The following is a 19946-nucleotide window of genomic DNA, read 5'->3' as shown; positions in this document are numbered from 1 at the left end:
ATAACTTAAACAATTATTATATGAAGAAATACGCAAAACTTATATGGGTATGGAGTGTTTTGGGAATATTCCTTCCAGTGTGTCATGCTCAGGAGTGTCTTACAAAGTTTCCCGAAGAATGTAATCCGGAACGGATTGGTTTAAAACTTGCCGAACGTTTTTTGGCGAGTGGGCATATGAGTCCGAGGTTAATATCCTATCCGGAAGTCTGTACCTGGTATGGAGCTTTGAGATTTGCTGATGTGACGAATAATAAGGAATTACAAGATCGTTTGGAAGCACGTTTTCAACCACTTTATACGACAGAAAAACATTTATTTCCAAAGAAGAATCATGTTGATTTTAATATGTTCGGTAGTCTCCCTCTTGAATTGTATAATTTGACGAAAAATGTGAAATACTACGATTTAGGTATATCTTACGCCGATGCACAATGGGAACTTCCGGAGGATGCTACTCCTGAACAAAGAGCTTATGCCGCGAGGGGGCTTTCCTGGCAGACACGTATGTGGATTGATGATATGTATATGATTACCATTTTACAGTCAAAAGCTTATCAGGTGACGGGTGATTCTAAATACATGGATCGTGCTGCCAAAGAGATGGTAGCTTATTTAGATAGCATTCAGCAGCCTAATGGTCTGTTTTATCATGCTCCGGATGTTCCGTTTTATTGGGCACGTGGTAATGGTTGGTTTGCTGTAGGTCTGGCTGAGATGTTGTCTTATTTACCTGAAAAACATCCTGATAGGCCCCGGATTCTGAAAGGATATCTGAAGATGATGGAAACGTTAAAGAACTATCAGAATCCTCAAGGTACATGGTATCAGCTGATTGATAAGCCGGATACCTGGGTTGAAACATCGGGTTCAGCCATGTTCGTATATGCTATGATCCAAGGTGTAAGAAATGGTTGGTTGGATGTAAACGTGTATGGGAGTGTGGCTCGTAAAGGTTGGATCGGACTGATTCCTTATATCAATACTGACGGGGATATAACTGAAGTATGTAAAGGTACAGGTAAGAAGAACGATGAACAGTATTATTACGATCGTCCTCGTATCGTTGGTGATTTTCATGGTCAGGCACCTATGTTATGGTGTGCATACTCTTTGACTGAGGTAAACAGATAAGAGTTTACTTTACTTTTTTATCTGCTATTCTAAATAATGACAGATAAAGCCTTTTTAATTATAATTTAATTCTATGATTATGAAATTATTAAAAGCTGAGTGCTTATTGATACTTTTTTGTTTTGCTACGGGATTGTCTGCTTGCGGAGGAGGTGAAGACGAGCCAGTTGTAGATGACATTCCTGTTTCGGAACTGTATGGACCCAAACATGGTACGGGATGGGTAGAACAGGCATATGATTATTATATTCAAAAACCCTGGAATTTGAATCTGGAGGAGAGATACACGTATGATAAAGAGAATGACGAACATACATTTAAAATAATCAAGGGAGATGAACCCTTTAAGCAAGGTGATCATACTTCTCCCCGTTGTGAACTCCGTATGCGAAATGATTATACTGAAGGCAATCATCAATTTGAAGCCGATTATTATGTAGTGGAAGGAACACATCGTACCGCAGTGATGCAAATATTTGGTTATCCTGTTGCTATTAATATTAAAGCTTATGAAGAGAATGGAGGTACATTGAAGTGGCATGATTCTCATGATATTGTTTCTCCTGTCTACAATAAGTGGGTACATCTGAATGTGGTACATATGTTTACAGAACGTCAGATTTATGTTTATGTGGATGGTAAATTAATCCGTTCTTTTAGAGTGAAAGAAGATGCTCCTTCTTATTATTTTAAATGTGGGGTTTATTCAACAGTAAGTGAAGTAAGCGAGGTAAAAATAAAGAATATCAAATATTATTTCAAACCATAATAGAGGTAATTAAACTGCATAAATAAGAAGATGATGAAAATGATTGTTGTGAGATATTTGTTGCTTGTGCTGGGATGTGTAATCGTACCGAATAATATGTGGGGATTTGAGTTAGTGAGTACATCTACTCCGCTGACGGTATATCATTCACAGAATGAGGCCGATGTAGTTCATACTGCTGTAAACTTATTTATTGCTGATATGGAGGCAGTGTCCGGACAACTACCGGTAAAGACTGATTTGTTGAAGAATGCCCGGCTTCTGATTGGGACTTTGGGGCAAGAATATTCTTTTGACCGCTATTTATCCGACTGGAATATTCCCACAGATGATATTGCAGGTAAATGGGAAGCTTTTAAAATAAAAGTAGTGGAACGAAAAGACGTACAATATTTACTGGTATTAGGAAGTGATGCTCGTGGGACAGCCTATGGCATTTTAGAGCTATCACGTATTATGGGTGTTTCTCCCTGGTATTGGTGGGCTGATGTATCTATTGAGAAGCGTAAATCGTGTGTACTTCCTGCCGGATATGAAAATGTGCAGTCTCCTTCGGTTCAGTTTCGAGGTTTCTTTATTAATGACGAAGATTGGGGATTAGTTCCCTGGAGTACGAAAAATTTTGATCCTCAACCTCATACTACACTTGGGATAAAAACGTATGAAAAAGTTTTTGAATTATTGCTTCGTTTGCGGGCAAACACTTTATGGCCGGCAATGCATGGTTGTTCCACTCCTTTTTACTTTATCGACGGTGCCAGAGAGATGGCTGATAAATATGGTATCGTAATGGGAACTTCCCATTGTGAGCCATTGATGCGAAACACAAATGGTGAATGGGATAAAACCCGGAGAGAAGCATATAATTATGTGACTAACAAGGAAGAAGTACAAACCTTTTGGATGGAACGTCTGAATGAGTTGAAGCATTCGGAAAATATATATACTATCGGGATGCGTGGAGTTCATGATGGTAAAATGCAGGGTACCGGGAGCTTGGACGAACAGACACAGGTATTGTCTCAGGTGATAGCTGACCAGAGAACTTTGCTTACTCAATCTTTGGAAACCGATGTTACCCGGATTCCTCAGGCTTTCATGCCCTATAAGGAGGTGCTCGATATATATAATAACGGTCTTAAAGTACCGGAAGATGTAACGATTGTGTGGTGTGATGATAATTATGGTTATATAACCCGGCTGAATGATAAAGAAGAACAAAAAAGAAAGGGAGGAGCCGGCATCTATTATCACATTTCTTATTTTGGAAAACCTCATGATTATTTGTGGCTATATAGTACGCAACCAGCATTAATATATAAAGAAATGCGACAAGCTTGGGATTATGGAGTACGTAAGTTGTGGATATTAAATGTCGGTGATATAAAACCAGCCGAATATGGTATCGAATTTTTTCTTGATATGGCATGGAATATTAATAGTATCTGTCCAAATACAATTTCGGAACATATGACTCAATGGTTGAATCGTGAGTTCGGAAAGTCACTGGCCGGGCCATTGACAAAAGTCTTTGAAGAGTATTTTCATTTGGCAGGTGTTCGCAAACCGGAATTTATGGGCTGGAGTAAAGTACAGGAGTATCAAAAAGCTAAACGTAAAGGGGGAATGACCGAAGTGCAGGATAGCGAATTTAATCCTTTTATGTTTGGAGACGAGCTTCAAAGCAGAGTGAACTGTTATGAAGCTATGGTGCAATCTGTACTTGCATGTGCCGGACAGGTGCCTTTATCCCGTAAAGATGCTTACTTTGAACTGGTACAATATCCGGTTCTTGCTGCATCGGCAATGAATCGTAAACATTTGTATGCTCAAAAAGCCCGTTTATTTGCGACATATTACTATCCAGTGGCCAATGAATATGCCCGTAAAAGCCGTGAAGCATACAATGAGATAGCAGCTTTGACAAGGACATATAATAAGGATATTCAGAATGGGAAATGGGATGGAATGATGGACATGGCTCCTCGTAAACTACCTGTTTTTGAAGCGCCGGTCTTACCGGATGAAGTAAAGAGGAATCATTTGCTTCCGGCGGAAATCTGGATGGATGGGCACATAGGACCTTTAATACCGAATCAGCTAACAGAACTTCCTCTATGGAGTTTAGGGCAGGATGTTGAGTTACTTTTTTCCTTATTCAGCCGGGGAAACCGGAAGATTGACTGGAAAGTCATTGAACAACCGGTATGGCTGGATATTATAGAGAAAGAACGGGAACTACTATATGAAAAGACACTGGTATTGAAGGTGAAAGAGGAGAAAGTACAACTATTGAAAAACGCAAAACAGAAATTCCGTTTGCAGGTAGACGGGCAAACTTATGATTTTAACATATCGTTTGCTCGGTTACCTGACGGAGTAAAAGCTGAGACACGGGGAATGATTGCATGGAATGCGTCGGATTACAATGGAGAACCGGATGCTCAAATAATAAAAGGACTTGGACACAGCCAGTCGGCCGTACTGCTTCCAAAAGGTAAAACATTGACTTACGAAGTGTATACTGCATCTTCTGGTAACGCAGTATTGCGTACTGCTTTATTACCCGGACATACTGTGAATGGAGGTCATCTGCGATATTCGGTTTCTGTGGATGAATTGCCTTCCCGGATTGTAGCCTATGATGCTGTAGTAGGGACCGAAGAATGGAAAACAAATGTTCTGAGAGGGCAAACCTTGAAAGAAACTTTTTTTCAGCTTGATACTCCCGGAAAACACATTATTCGTATTAAGGCATTGGATAATGATGTAGTTATTGATCAATTAATGTTGGATTTTGATGTGGAACGAAAATTTTATCAGTTTCCTGTCAGATAGAGTACTAAATACAAATTTAAAATAGTGAACGATGAAAAGAAGAACTTACCGTACCCTTCTGATTTGTAGTGTTTTGATGGGATGTATGCTTTTGTTGGGGATTATTTCTTGTGGGAATGATGATAATACTCCGGACGAAACAGGTCCGGAGAACTCTGTATTGCCCGAAGTTGATTGGGAACACGATTCTTTTAAAATACTTAAAGGAGTAAATATTAGTGGCTGGTTGTCACAAACTTCTACGCGGAAAGTGGGAGTAGATGCTTTCTTTACTAAAAAAGATGCGCAGAAGTTGGCAGGCTGGGGATTCGACCATATCCGTTTACCGGTAGACGAGGTTGAGATCTTTACGGAAAAGGGTGAGTGGAAAGAAAAAGAACGTAGGCTGATTCATAAAGCTGTTGAGTGGTGTAAAGATTTGAATATGCGTGTTATTCTCGACTTTCATATTCTTCGTTCTCATTATTTTAATGATACGGAAAATATGACTTTGTGGAGTAGTAAAGCTGAGCAGGATAAACTATCTGATATGTGGAAAAAACTGTCTGCTGAGTTTAATCAATACCCCAACAGCCTTTTGGCATATGAACTTCTGAATGAACCGGTTCCGGATACTCCCGGACAATGGAATAAGCTGTCTTCCAGGCTGATAAATGAATTGCGCGTATTGGAACCGGATCGGATGATTGTGCTTGATGCAAGTAGCCATAGTTCGATTGGGGCATTGAGCACACTTGAAATTCCCCAGAATGATCCGAATATTATGCTTTCAGTACATTTTTATACTCCCCATTTATTAACGCATTATCAGGCAGGATGGTGGCCGGCATTAAAACGACTGACTATCAAATTACATTATCCGGGACAATTGGTATCCCGTCAGGATGTGGATACCATCCGGGACTCTGAAAATCTGCGGGTCGTAAATTATTATAATGGATATTATGACAAGGCTATTTTGACAGAAAAGATACAAATCGCATTAGATAAATCGAAAGAAACCGGATTACAGATACATATTGGCGAAGTGGGCTGTATAGAGAATACAGATCCTACGGTAAGACTGAACTGGATGGGTGATGTGGCAGCAATTTGTAAAGAACATGATGTTGCGTTTTCCGTATGGGGATATAAGGCCGGATTTGGTATAATGAATGATAATGGTACGGCTAAAGACCAGCGTGTGATAGATGCATTAACCCAATAAATAAGGAAGACTAAACGACGATAGCAGATTTATATACTTTCTTACAGTGATTGAATAATACTCTGCTGATGTTCGTCTCTATGTATTAGCCAGACAACACCCGGATGTTTTATATAACAACACCCGGATGTTGTTGTACAAAACATCCGGATGTTGTGAGGGTAAAGAAGTATACTTTTGTATAGTAAGATTATGTATAATCGATTACTACATATATAGGATTATAATCGATTAAAGTATATACTTGTTAGATTCGAACTATTAAGCTATTTTTTCGAATATCTGAAAAATAACTGTTAGATAGTGATTACATTTATATCCTTTGTTTGTAATATAGATATAAAAGGCTTGTCTACTATTAGAACACGCACCTTCTTAAAATAACGATATAGTGTTGCAACCTCTATTATATTTAAAAATTGTTCTTTTATTTAATCATTAAATTTATTATGAAAAAAGAAATTACACTTTTGGCTATTTCAATGTTTGTAGCGACGGGGATTAACGCACAGCAGGAATTAACAGTAACTCATACCACGGCAGGGGCCATGGAAGCTGAAATAAATGCGGCTTTAGGAACTACCGGAGCAGAAGAGATTCAGACTTTGATCATTAATGGAGATGCCAATGTGACTTATGAAGATTGTTCGGCCATCGCAGCAAAGTTTCCTACTATTTCTCTTAAAAAGCTGGATTTAGGTACTGCTAAATTTGAAAATGACAGTACTCCCGGTAATAAAGAAGGAGCAAGTACAGGAGCATTTGATATAAAAGGTAACGGAATGCAGGTAGAAGAAGTGGTACTACCGGCCGGTTTAAAGGTTATTGGTCCGCGTACTTTCCGGAAATTCAGCAAGATGAAGAAAATTAATTTGCCTAATACTTTGGTTAAGTTGGGGGAAGGATGTTTTACAGGTTGTGGCAGCCTCGATCTGGAAAAATTACCCGAAGGTCTGAAGACGATTGAAGGATATGCTTTTTATCAGGCTTATGCTATGAAATCATTGGAGGAACTGCCGGCTGGATTGGAGGGAGTACTTGGAGCTCTGTCTTTTGCTCAGACCTCTGTGGCAATCTCTTATATTCCGGAGGGTATTACAGAGATTGGAAGTTCTGCTTTTAATGCCAATACCCGGCCTGTTTCATTAACTTCATTAACGATGTATGAGAAGTTAGCAAAAATAGGTTCCAATGCATTTAAAAATCAGAAGATGCTGAATGATATTGAGTTAAATCGTATGACTCCTCCGGAAACAACAGAAGATGCCTTTACTGGTATAGAATTGGGAAAAGTGATTTTATATATTCCTAAAGGTTCCAGAGCTGCTTATGAAGCTGTGGCACCGTGGAATCAAATGGATATTTATGATGTTTTGGAACCACCTACGGGAATTGAGAATACAGAAATTACTGCTATTGGTATATACCCGAATCCTGTGGTGAACACAATTTCTATTTCTGTTCAGGATGCTGCTATGATAAAAAGTATAAAAATAATAGACTTGGCAGGAACTGTGGTGAAAAAACTGCTTCCTGAGGGAACACTCACTTTTGATGTTTCCGATTTGGTAAATGGTATGTATTTTCTGCAATTAAACGATGATACTGCAGTTAAGTTTATAAAGAAATAAATTAGTTTTTTGGGGTAAACAGATTCATACTAACGGCTTCATAGTAAAAGTGAAGCCGTTAGCTACTATCTTTTTGCTTTTAATTTTATCTCTTTTTATTATTTAAAGTATGAAAATAAAAAAAATAATCTCTCTGTTTTTTATCTTTTCTGTTTCGGCCACTTTACTTGCACAAAATTATCCGGTTACGCTTAGGGTAGTTGATAAGACATTCGGAGTACGGACAAGTAATGATATCAGTCAGGATGAGAAGAATATAGTTGCCGGTTTGAGTGAAGAACTGAAGTTTCAGGGACAAGGAGGAGGAAAATGGTATTATCCTCTGTTCAAGATGCCTGGAACTACAGGAGAAGTAGTGAAGAATGATACTGCCTGGATTTGGCAGGCAACGATTCAGGCCCCTATAGGTGAACATTCCTGGCGGCCATGTATGAAGTCGGCAGGTTATAATAGTTTGAACAAAGTGGTTGCTTACTACGGAGAGAAAGATGAGCTGACTTTTAATGTAGATGCTTCGGGGAAAGTGACCGGGACTACTGAAATAACGATTCAGGATGAAAAATATCCTGTAGTATTGAAAGTTATTGATAAGAGCAAAGGGGAAAAAACGAATGCAGGTACTTTCAGTGAAGAGAATATTTATTTAGTAGGAGGAAAGCCTAATGAGCCGGCTAATGCACGTACAAACCTGCAAAATGAATTTGTGTTTCATAATGCAATACCCAATTTTTCGGATGATAAATTTGACTTTGGCTCTGGAGTGAATATCGGAGTGTGGCTCTCGCAGACGAGTAACCGGGGAGGAAGTGCTATCAATTACTTCAAGAAAACAGATTTAAAAAAATTGGCAGACATGGGATATGATCATATACGATTGCCTGTTGATGAAAAAGAAGTTTTTGATACAGATTTGAATTTTAATCCGGAAACCCAGCAACTTATTCACGATGCTATTGCATGGTGCAAGGAGTATAATATGCGTATTATATTGGACATGCATATTACCCGCTCGCACTATTTCAATGATGATAAGAACTCTATTATATTATGGAAAGAACAGGCCGAACAGGACAAACTCGTTAATATTTGGGATAAACTGTCACAGGAATTCGGACATTATCCGATTGGTTTGTTAGCGTACGAACTTCTGAATGAAGCCAACGCACCGAATGCTGATGTGTGGAATAATTTGTCGGCGCGAATTATTGCCAAGATACGTGAACGCGAACCGGATCGTTATTTAATAGTAGGAGGCATCAGTCACAATTCGGCCAGTGCATTGTCTACATTAACCCTTCCTGAAAACGATAAGAAATTAATCCTTGCTTTTCATTTTTATTCACCACACCTGCTTACTCATTATCAGGCCAGTTGGATGGATGGTTTGAAAGATTTGGTTATTCCTTTGCATTATCCGGGGCAACTTGTTGCTAAAAAGGATGTGGATGCTATTAAAAATGAGAAACATAAGAGTGTTGTGAATTATTATAATGGCTTTTATAATAAATCTATTTTGAAGCAACAGATGCAAGTTGCTATAAATCGCGCAACTGAGTTAGGGTTGAAGCTGTATTGTTCTGAATATGGTTGTATCAGTAATACAAATAAAGAAGTTAAACAAAAGTGGATACGCGATGTGGCAGAGATTTTTCGGGAGAATGATATTGCATTTTCTATTTGGGGGTGGAAAGCTAATTTTGGTATATTGGATAATAGTGGGAATATCCGGGATCAACGGGTGATTGATGAAACGACCCGTGGACGAGGTACTAAATTCAATTTATTCCCTTCTACAGGGCATGTCGTTGAAAAAAATGATACAGCGTGGATTTGGTCCGCAGAAATAGAAGTACGTACCGGATGTTATTCATGGACTCCTTGTGCTTATTCTACCGGGAAGTCTATTAACGAAAGTATTTATCAATATGATACGAGTGAGGCTAATGGGGCATTACAGTTTGCTGTAGGTTTGAATGGTACAGTGTCAGGTAACACGACTTTGATCATTCCGGAAGGTGGTAGTGCGAGTTCACTTTCTAACGTAGAATATCCGGAGGAAATTAGAGTTTTCCCCGTCATATTTTCCGAGTCTGTTTCGATAAAAGGGGGGCAGAATAATATTAAGATGTATACTTTATCTGGTATAAAAATGCTGGAAAAAGAAACTTGTTCTGATATTGATATTAACACCTCTCATTTAGCCAAAGGATTTTATATTCTGGTTGTTGACGATAAATACAGTTATAAGTTAAGTAAAGTTGCAGAATAAGATAGGTATGAAAATTAACGCTGCTTCTATCTCATTTTTATTCCTGGCGAATGCGATAACTGCTAATAGTCCGGCCAAAAGCGTGAGTGGACAAATATCAGAGAATACCACATATCAACATTTTATTATGTATGGGCAGAGCTTATCAGTAGGAGCACAATCTTATCCGCTGTTATCGGTTGAGAACGTTCCGGGGAATTATATGCTTGGTGAACATATATGGATTAATTACTGGAATTCTGATAAAAGCAGAATAAATCCTTTGTTGGGAAAGCTGGCAAAACAGAATAGTGTGGGAGATACTGATTTATATCCATTTACAAGAGCGGGTACGATTACTGCCGAATGCCCTTTGTATGGCGTAGTGAACCATTTACAGAAAAAGATAGGAGGACGTTTTATAGCAACGTCTTGTGGTACGGGTGGTCGTTCTATAGAAGAACTTTCGAAAGAATCGGAAGTTCCTGGCCGTTGTCATTATGTGTCGGATTTTCAAAATGCATTAACCAATGCAGCATTGGCTGTACAATATGATAAAAGCACAATCTCCTGTCCGGCAATTTTCTTTATGCAAGGGGAAAATAATTATGAGAATAAAGGTTCCGGATTGATAAGCGGATCAAAATCAACTTCTGATAAAGTTGAATATAAGATGTTGCTGATAACACTGAAAAACAACATGCAAAAAGATATCATAGCAACTTATGGACAAACGGAAAAACCGGTTTTTATTACTTATCAGACGGGTTGCCAATATGGAAAAATAAAAGAGCTTCCTATTGGTATGGCACAATTGGAAGCGTCTAATGAAGAAGATGATATAATTTGTGCAGGTCCTGTTTATCCGATGCCTGATCGTGGTGGACATTTAGATCCGAATGGATATCGCTGGTATGGAGAAATGATGGCAAAGGTTTATTACAGAACACAAATCCTTGGGGAAGAATTCAAACCTTTACAGCCGGAAAAGATCATGCGGACTACCAATCCGAAACAGATTAAAATCCGGTTTCATGTTCCGGTTCCTCCCTTGGTATTGGACACATGGACAACCGGGGCTAAATTTAAGAACTATGGCTTTGAAGTCTATAAAGATGGGATAAAACAATCGTTGAGCAAGGTAGAAACAGAAGGGGATTGGGTTGTTTTAACAGCACAGAGAGATTTATCCGGGGGAAGACTTGAGATCATTTATGCAGGTATTGGAGAAAATACGGCCTTGACCAGAGGTCATGGTAATTTACGGGATAGTGATGATTATCCGGCTTACTTCACATACGTTGATCTGGATGCTAAAAACTTAACCGGAGAGTATATTTATTATCGTGAACCCGGTAACTCTTTAAGACCTGTAAATGAAGTTTGCTCCAGAGAAGGTAGCACTATTTATGGTCAACCTTATCCTCTGTATAACTGGAGTGTGGCTTTTTATTACACATTGAGTGCGGACGAACAGATTCATATTATTCCCGGAGTTTCTTCGGAGATAACTCGTTTGGAACAGATACCTCAGGAAACTAAGTTTATATTTACCCGGGACTCTTCCGGATTGGTTTTTCAAACAGAACATGCCGAAGATGTACGGATTGATATAGTTGATACTGTAGGACGTATAATAGAAAGCACAGAATTTAATGGTAGGCATCTGACATACCCTGTTCAGGATCTTCGGTCGGGAGCATATATTGCTATTGCTACTGTGAACGGACAATCGAAATGCTTAAAAATATTGAGATAAATCAAACAAAAATAAGATATGAGAAAAGAAATTTTGGCACTGTTGTTCATTGCGATTTTTATGGGTTGTGCTGGGAAAGATGAAATGGATGCAGTTATTGAGAAAGGACTGTCTGTTTCTGTAGAACAATCTAAATTAATGGCAAAATCCATATGGGAACAAAAGACTTTATTGCCGAGAACACTTGATAAAGAAGGAAAACTCATCACATCGGACTCGAAGTGGTGGACCAGTGGCTTTTTTCCGGGAGTACTCTGGTATCTGTATGAAGCAACGGGTGATACTCTTTTGAAAGAGTATGCTTGTGATTATACTTCCCGGGTGGAAAAGGAGAAATATAATAAGGGAAATCATGATGTAGGGTTTATGCTGTATTGTAGTTTTGGTAATGGATATCGTCTGACTGGTAATGAAAAATACAAACAGGTGTTATTAAAAGGTGCGGAATCTTTGTCTACCCGTTATAAAGATCATATCGGAGTCATTCGTTCGTGGGATTTTAATAGGGCGGTATGGCAGTATCCGGTCATTATCGATAATATGATGAATCTGGAATTACTTGAGTGGGCTTCAAAAAATTCAGATAATTCGCGTTTTGCATCTATAGCCCGTTCTCATGCGGATGTGACTTTGAAAAATCATTTTCGGGCGGATTATAGTTGCTGGCATGTGGTATCTTATGATACTATCACTGGGCAACCGGAAAAGAAACATACCCGGCAAGGTTATTCTCACGAATCTTCCTGGTCGAGGGGAGAAGCCTGGGCTTTATATGGTTATGTTATGATGTATAGAGAAACGCAACAACAACATTATTTGGCGCATGCGAAGAAAGTTGCAAATTACATTTTAACTCATCCGCGTATGCCCGAAGATGGTATTCCATATTGGGATTATGATGCTCCTGATATACCGGATACTTATCGTGATGCTTCTGCCGGAGCTATAATGGCTTCTGCTTTCATTGAGTTAAGTACGATGATTCAGGGTGAACTGTCCCGGAAATGTCTTATGATGGCTGAGACACAATTGAAAACACTTACCTCTCCCGAATACCTGGCGGAGCCGGGTACGAACGGAAACTTTATCTTAAAACACTCGGTTGGGAGTTTGATGGAACACTCTGAAGTCGATGTTCCTCTCACTTATGCTGATTATTATTATGTTGAGGCCTTATTGCGCTACCAGAAAGTAAAGTCCGAATAGATTTATAAAACCGAGATAAATGAATTTACGTATGAAATATATATTTTATTCTTTTTTATTTGCTTGTTTTTTCGGAGTTAAGTGTGTATTTGCCCAACAGCCTTCGCCTATGATAGGTTTTGACCTCTCAGAACTTATAGAGACGAGGGATGGTATAAAAAAAGGAGAAAGTTCACTTATTAAGTCCTACAATGATTTGATAAAAGAAGCGGATGCCTGTCTTGCATTGAAACCGGAGACAGTGACGGATGGTATGCTTCCCCCTTCGGGAGATAAACACGATTTTTATGCGATTGGAAAATATGCATGGCCTAATCCGAAAAGTGCCGACGGTATGCCCTATATTCGAAAGGACTGTAGTATTAATCCGGAAGCGAACGGTCCGAAATTTGATCTTGCCAGGTATAATAATACGGTTGATAGAATTAAGTTACTGAGTCTTGCCTGGTTTTACTCTCAGGATGAAAGATATGCGAAGAAGGCAACTCAGCTGCTGCGGGTGTGGTTTATTGATGAAGATACCCGGATGAATCCACATTTTAAATGTGCGTCTGCCCTTCCCGGAGTTTATAAAGGAATGGCGATCGGTATTATTTTTGGAGTGACATTGGTTGAAATGACAGATTGTGTGAAGTTACTTTCATTGTCTGAAAGTTGGACCGGTAAAGATGATACAGCTTTGAAACAATGGTTCTCTGACTATGTACAGTGGTTGCGTACTAGTAAATTTGGGATACAGGAAAAGAAAGCGCAAAATAACCATGGTACCTGGTACTCTGCACAAATAGCCGCTTATTCTCTGTATACGGGTGAGCTGGAATATGTAAAAGAAATGGTTGAATTTGGAAAGCAGCAGATACGGGAACAGATTGCACTAAATGGTAGTCTGCCACATGAAATGAAACGTGATTGGGCTTTTTCTTATTCGGTATACGGCTTGAGAGCTTTTACTGTATTGGCAGAATGCGGAGAACGTATTGGTGAAGATCTTTGGAATTATAAAACGCCTGATGGATACAATCTGCAATCTGCTTATTTGTTTTTGGCTCCTTATCTTTCCGGACAGAAAGAGTGGGAGTGGGGGAGTGTGCGTGAGAATGAGCAAACGGAACGGATCGCTTTGCCAATGATGAAAAGGGCGGCAAAGAAATATGACTCAACTATTCTGATGCAAGCCGTCAGGCATTTGCAGACTTTGTATGGAAAAAGTTTGAAGTATGATTGGATATAAAAAATATCTTGAAACGGGTATCCGCATTAAAAGGTTTATGTTTGTATGCATATGCCTTTTGTGGGGGATGATAATAACAGCCTATTGCCAGTCTGTTTTGGTAGAGGCCGAACTTTTTAAGAATAAAGGGGGCTGGTCGGTAGATACTCAGTTTATCGATCAGATGGGCTCACCTTATTTGTTGGCTCATGGTTTGGGGGAGGCGGTAGAGGATGCTGTAACCGAGGTGTTTTTTCAACAAACAGGCATTTACTATGTTTGGGTACGGACAAAAGATTGGGCACCCTATCCGAACGGACCTGGTAAATTCAGGATAGCAATTGATGGAGAAGAGTTGGAACAAACACTTGGAGCGTCAGGAGACGCTGAATGGAAATGGTATCAATGTGGAACTGTGTGTATAAATAAACAATTAACGGAAATTCGTTTGAAAGATTTGACAGGTTTTGACGGAAGGTGTGATGCTCTGTTTTTCTCAAAATCCAAAGATACTAAATTGCCCGATGATCCGGAAAGTTTACGACTTTTCAGACAGGAAATGCTTCGGTTACCGGCTCCGTATAATGAGGGTGAATATGATTTTATTGTCGTTGGAGGGGGAGTTGCCGGGATATGTGCTGCTATACAGGCTGCGAGATTAGGACTAAAGGTAGCATTAATTAATAACCGTCCCGTATTAGGTGGCAACAGCAGCTCGGAGATAAGAGTTCCTACAGATGGAGATCTCTTTAAAAACCGATATTCAAAGATTGGTGCTATTATGAGAGAGATTGATAATGGCTTTGCCGGGGTAGGCAATAAAGATGCTTCTACGTATAGAGATGACTGGAGGTGGAAGATTGTTAAAAATGAAAAGAATATTTCCTTGTTTGAAAATATGCATGTATATGCGGCCGATATGGATGGTTCTGTAATAAGCGGGGTAAAGGCTATAAATACAAATACATTGGAGATACATCATTTTGGAGGTCAATTGTTTGCAGATTGTACCGGAGATGCCTCTTTAGGTTTATTAGCCGGTGCTGATCATCTTTACGGCCGTGAAAGCAGAGCGCAGACAGGTGAACCGGAGGCTCCGGAACAGCCGGATGGACTGACTATGGGAACCTCTAATCAGTGGTATGCTACGTTAACAGATAAGGTTTCTGAATTTCCGATAGAAGAATGGATGTTGAAATTTACTTCGGATTATCATTTTGAACTGACAAAGTCGGTCTGGAACTGGGAAACCGGATTCGGGAATTTTCATACGGTAGAAGATGCCGAACGGATAAGGGATCATAATTTCAGAGCTATTTATGGTAATTGGGCATACCTCAAAACTTATATGAAAGATAAATATGGGAAGTACAAACTGGCGTATTTATCTTATAATGCAGGTAAACGCGAATCATACCGTTTAATTGGGGATGTTTTATTGACAGGTATAGATGTTAAGAATAAAGTGGATTATCCGGATGCGATTGTTACTGCTACCTGGGGAATTGATTTACATTATCCGGACAAACGAAATTCGAAGTATTTTCCCGGAGAAGAATTTATAGCATATGCAGTCCATCCGGATAAGCGGAAGGATGTGTATACTTTCCCTTATCGTTGTTTGTATTCACGTAATATAGAAAACTTGTTTATGGCGGGACGTAACATTAGTGTCACTCATATTGCATTGGGTACAGTACGTGTACAACGTACTACCGGCATGATGGGAGAAGTAATAGGATTGGCAGCCTTTTTGTGTTCAAAGAATCATTGTTCTCCCCGTCAGTTATATATAAATCATCTGAAAGAATTGCTTGATAGTGTATTATGATCAAGCCTTGCAGATAAGGTGTTTAATTTCAAAAGGTGTTAGAATGAAAAATAAAATTATACTACTGAACTTATATTTATTATTTTCTGCAGTTAGCTTTTCACTTTTTGCCCAACAGTCGGTGAAAGTTCTTGCTATCGGAAATAGTTTTTCAGCGGATGCTGTTGAAGAATTCCTGGATGGTTTGAGTACGGAAGGAGGTACGGAAATAACAGTTGCAAATGCTTTTATCGGTGGTTGTTCTTTAGAAAAGCATTGGGAAAATATAGAAAAAGATCTGCCGGTGTATTCTTATCGAAAAATAGCAGGAAGTAAAAAGACTATTTCTAAGAGAACATTGTTACAATGTATTCAGGATGAAAAGTGGGATTATATTACTTTTCAACAGGTAAGCACTCTATCGGGAGTGTTGTCCAGCTATTTCCCATATCTGACATATCTTGTAGATTACGTTAAACAACATGCTACTAATCCGCAGGTCAGATTTGTCATGCATCAAACCTGGGCATATCCTCAAAGTTCGTCAAAACCGGCTTTTGATACCTATAATAGAAAACAGATAGATATGTATGAGGCTATTGTCAAATCTGTATGGTCAGCTGCGGATTCTGTTGGGATTGACATGATAATTCCTTCGGGAACGGCTATTCAGAATGCACGTACAAGTGTTTTGGGAGATACTTTTAATAGGGATGGTTCTCATTTGAATAAGATTGGAAAATATACAGCGGCTTGTACCTGGTATGAAGCTCTTACTGGTGCCTCTCCGGTTGGAAATCGTTTTATACCGGGTTATTTTAATACCTGTCAGGTAACTATTGCTCAAAATGCAGCACATCTGGCATTACAAAATCCTAAACAAATATCTCCTATGTTAGCTTTTAAATGTCCGGATGCACCTAATAAACATTTAAAGCGAAGTGAACTTCTGTTATTTCAGTCCGGTTTTGAAGATACTGTTACCATAATACCTGCCGGACAATATAACCATCATATCGTAGGGAAGGAAAATACGTTGATAAAAAGCGATTGGGGAAGAGATATTGAATCAATCATGGATCGGGTTTCTGTCACTTATACGAAAGGTGATTCCACTCAACGTCTGGCGAGTATAGTATCTGATCCGGTTAACTCACATAACAGGGTTTTGCAATTTCTTATAAAAGAACCTTGGATGACTGATACGACAGAGAAAGCAAGAATACAATGTGATTTTTATGGAATTAAAAAAGGATTGAGGGAGTTTACGCAATCAATGAGAATTTATTTGCATGAGGATATGAGAGAGCTTTACAATTATCCGGATGTTATCAATTGGTTTACAATTGTTGAATTATGGAATAACGTTGCCTGGAGGCCAACGGTTCCTTATGGCGGGCGTGTTACTTTGGGAATAACTAAACCTGTTGTGGGTAAAGGGGAACTTTATTTTAAAGTGGATGCACAGGATATTGATCGTAGATTACCTGCTGATAAACGATTTAAAACGCTTTGGATGGAGAAGAATACTGAAGTAAAAGTGCCCATTGGCGAATGGTTTACTTTGGAGTATTATTGTAAAGAAGGAGATAGAGAGAATGGGCGTTTTTACATGACTATTGAGACAAAAGGGGGAGATAAACAAACTGTTTTTGATATAACAAATTATACACATAATAGTCAGGATCCATCACCTGACGGAATTACGGATTTTAATCCATTAAAACTTTATACTTCAAAAGAGATAGCCAATTATATGAAATCGAAGAATAAATATTTACGAATGTATTGGGATGACTTGAAGCTATGGGGAAGATAATTGGTCAGATAGTACTGAAAGAAGATGAACATCGCCTTGGACTTGATTAAAAAAATGTGCCAATTAGTCAGCGAATTTATAGTGTGGCTAATTGGCATAGCTCTTTTAATGTACAGTTTTAATGAAACACCAGTTTGATTGTTTTTGAAAACTTCGAACTTTGTACTCGCATAAAATAAACTCCTTTTGTATTTAATTCTATATGGAATTTATTATTAATGGGGTGATTGATTACTGATAGGATATTTCCTGATATAGAATATATGTGTACTTTTTCTACAGGATCAGGAGAGGTGATTTCTATTTCTCCACTATTTCTATCATAAATATAGTTGAATGCCAGATGTGTTTCTTGTTGGAGTGAGGTCATTTGTAATATATCATAAAGTCCGGCAATGGCATCAAGTTTTCCCATACCATACTTTGCATTAATAGTATTGCTTGTATTTGAATCATGATATGCAGTTTTTTCGATAATCTTTTTTACTTCTTTTAAAGTCAGTTCCGGACATGCTTCCAGCCATAGAGCGAGTGTACCTGTAACTACGGGAGTAGCCATAGAAGTTCCGTTTGCTATCCCCCATGAGTATTTTCTATTAGAAAAAGAATCTGTTACTTCTAAAGTTTTATCGGAAGGCCCTACGCTGTAAGATGCAGCGTATGAGTTGAAGGAGGATATCACGGTTGCGCCGGGAGCTACGATATCCGGTTTGATGCGTTCGTCATAAGTCGGACCTTTTCCTGAAAGAGGATAGAGGATTTCTCTTTCCCAATCCGATTGGTGAAGTGTGCCTGAGATGTCTTTATAAGTCTTTTTAGAAACATATGCTCCTACAGATATAGCTTCATGTCCTGTAGCTGTACATGCTATTGTATAATCTGTGGAACCATTGGTATAGTCATTTTTACCGGCAGATGTAAAACTTCCGTAATCACTGCTAATCATATATTTACCTCCGTCTGATGAGAATGATATTTCCCAAACTTCACTTTCCGGTTTGGTGTATATAAGGTTGATGTTAAAGTAAGGATTTTGATTAATGGGATTTAAAGAAGCAGAAATATTTAATTTGGAATTGTCGGACTTATTTAAACCGAAATTTTGAAAACTTTTACTCCATTGTTCGCCAGATGTGAAAGTTTCAGAAAATCGGTATGTATTTGTTAGTGTATCTTTTAAAGATATGGTTAGATGGCAAATGTGATCTGCCGTACCTTGTATGAAAAGGTTGTCTCTGCCATAAGAGGGGGGGATAAGTAGGCTTTTTACATTGCGCATTGTCGAATTGAATTTACCTGTAAGGGTAGATTTGCGATGTCCTTCATTTCCGGCAGCAATAGCTAATATTTTTCCTTTTCTATCTTTCATAAGGTGATCTGCCAATATAGAGAAGTTATCAGTGCCGTCTTTAAATCCCAAGATTGTTCCCATACTTAAATTGATGGCAAGGGGGCGATTGGCTTTGTCGGAATACTGCAATAGAAAATCGATTCCATCCAATATCCCTTGTTCTGTTTTGTTGACAGAGACAAGGACTATTTCTGCTTTAGGTGCTATACCTCTATATATATTGTTATAACTTCCGGCTGCTATTCCTGCTACATGTGTACCATGTGTATCGCCAGACATATCGTGTTTTACAGTTGCAATCTGTTCTGAAGTAGAATAAATAACTCCATAGCCATACGGAGAGTTAGAGGTGGTAAACAGATTGTTTTGATCCCATACACAAGTAATACGATTTTTTCCGTCAGCATCTTTAAAATTAGGATGTGTGAAATCAAATCCGCTATCTATTATTCCTATAATAGTTCCTTCCCCTTGATAAGAGTGGGAAAGTCCGTTTCCGGCAAATACCGGATCTATATTTGTATATATTCTCACAGAATCCATCATCATTCTGACTTCTGTGCTCGCATCGATATTCATTACTGTACTGTCCCGAGCGAAAGTTCTGAGCTGTTCCATTGGGATAATAGCCGTATAGATTCCACCAGCTCCGGTATTAAGTCGCACTCCGTATTTTTCATTTAGGACATTCGTGTCTGTTTGGGGGATAAGGCGGACATACGCAAATAGAAATTCATTATTGTTAACTCCACGTGTCGTTTTCGATTCATATTGTTGAAGTTGACTAACTGTTATAGCCGATAGTTTAGGTGAATAGTCAGTACATATTGTTTGGGAAAAGCAATGTACTGAAAATAAAAAAGAGAAAATAATTCCGGTGATTATAAATTTCATGAAGGTAGAAGATTTTAATAGAATACAGGATGAGGCTGAAATCAAAAAAAATATTTTGAGACAGCCTCATC

The 19946-nt window shown here is 38.7% G+C and carries 12 protein-coding genes; 11 read left to right on the top strand and 1 reads right to left on the bottom strand.

Going from position 1 to position 19946, the window contains the following annotated elements:
* Nucleotides 1-20: 20 nt before the first annotated feature.
* From HCG69_RS03380 to HCG69_RS03330, 11 genes are all read left to right on the top strand, one after another.
* Nucleotides 21-1133, top strand: coding sequence for a glycoside hydrolase family 105 protein (locus HCG69_RS03380; RefSeq protein WP_221648850.1), 1113 nt, complete (start codon nt 21-23; stop codon nt 1131-1133).
* Nucleotides 1134-1212: 79 nt separating this feature from the next.
* The gene (locus HCG69_RS03375) at nt 1213-1902 is read left to right on the top strand and encodes a polysaccharide lyase family 7 protein (RefSeq protein ID WP_221648849.1); all 690 of its coding nucleotides are present in this window, start codon (nt 1213-1215) and stop codon (nt 1900-1902) included.
* 30 nt (nt 1903-1932) lie between these two features.
* Nucleotides 1933-4740 carry a glycosyl hydrolase 115 family protein gene (locus HCG69_RS03370; RefSeq protein WP_221648848.1) on the top strand — a complete coding sequence of 936 codons (2808 nt, stop codon included), beginning with the start codon at nt 1933-1935 and terminating at the stop codon, nt 4738-4740.
* Between the two features lie 31 nt (nt 4741-4771).
* The gene (locus tag HCG69_RS03365; RefSeq protein WP_221648847.1) at nt 4772-5947 is read left to right on the top strand and encodes a glycoside hydrolase family 5 protein; all 1176 of its coding nucleotides are present in this window, start codon (nt 4772-4774) and stop codon (nt 5945-5947) included.
* A gap of 449 nt (nt 5948-6396) precedes the next feature.
* The gene (locus tag HCG69_RS03360; protein WP_221648846.1) at nt 6397-7578 is read left to right on the top strand and encodes a leucine-rich repeat domain-containing protein; all 1182 of its coding nucleotides are present in this window, start codon (nt 6397-6399) and stop codon (nt 7576-7578) included.
* A gap of 109 nt (nt 7579-7687) precedes the next feature.
* Nucleotides 7688-9847, top strand: coding sequence for a cellulase family glycosylhydrolase (locus tag HCG69_RS03355; RefSeq protein WP_221648845.1), 2160 nt, complete (start codon nt 7688-7690; stop codon nt 9845-9847).
* Nucleotides 9848-9854: 7 nt separating this feature from the next.
* A complete protein-coding gene (locus HCG69_RS03350) occupies nt 9855-11585 on the top strand; it encodes a hypothetical protein (RefSeq protein WP_221648844.1) in 1731 nt (576 codons plus the stop codon).
* Nucleotides 11586-11603: 18 nt separating this feature from the next.
* Nucleotides 11604-12791 carry a glycoside hydrolase family 88 protein gene (locus HCG69_RS03345; RefSeq protein WP_221648843.1) on the top strand — a complete coding sequence of 396 codons (1188 nt, stop codon included), beginning with the start codon at nt 11604-11606 and terminating at the stop codon, nt 12789-12791.
* Between the two features lie 31 nt (nt 12792-12822).
* A complete protein-coding gene (locus tag HCG69_RS03340) occupies nt 12823-14022 on the top strand; it encodes an alginate lyase family protein (protein WP_221648842.1) in 1200 nt (399 codons plus the stop codon).
* Nucleotides 14009-15832 carry an FAD-dependent oxidoreductase gene (locus HCG69_RS03335; protein ID WP_221648841.1) on the top strand — a complete coding sequence of 608 codons (1824 nt, stop codon included), beginning with the start codon at nt 14009-14011 and terminating at the stop codon, nt 15830-15832. Before HCG69_RS03340 ends, HCG69_RS03335 begins: the two co-directional genes overlap by 14 nt.
* Before the next feature lie 43 nt (nt 15833-15875).
* Entirely contained in the window at nt 15876-17630 is a 1755-nt protein-coding gene (locus HCG69_RS03330) for a DUF4886 domain-containing protein (RefSeq protein ID WP_221648840.1), read from the top strand.
* Between the two features lie 118 nt (nt 17631-17748).
* Here the strand turns inward: HCG69_RS03330 and HCG69_RS03325 are convergent, their stop codons facing one another.
* Entirely contained in the window at nt 17749-19875 is a 2127-nt protein-coding gene (locus HCG69_RS03325) for a S8 family peptidase (RefSeq protein WP_221648839.1), read from the bottom strand.
* Between the last annotated feature and the right edge of the window lie 71 nt (nt 19876-19946).

Source organism: Bacteroides sp. K03, assembly GCF_019734355.1.
GTDB lineage: Bacteria > Bacteroidota > Bacteroidia > Bacteroidales > Bacteroidaceae > Bacteroides > Bacteroides nordii.
Note: the sequence above shows the minus strand (reverse complement) of the source record. Positions and strands in the feature narration are given on the sequence as shown.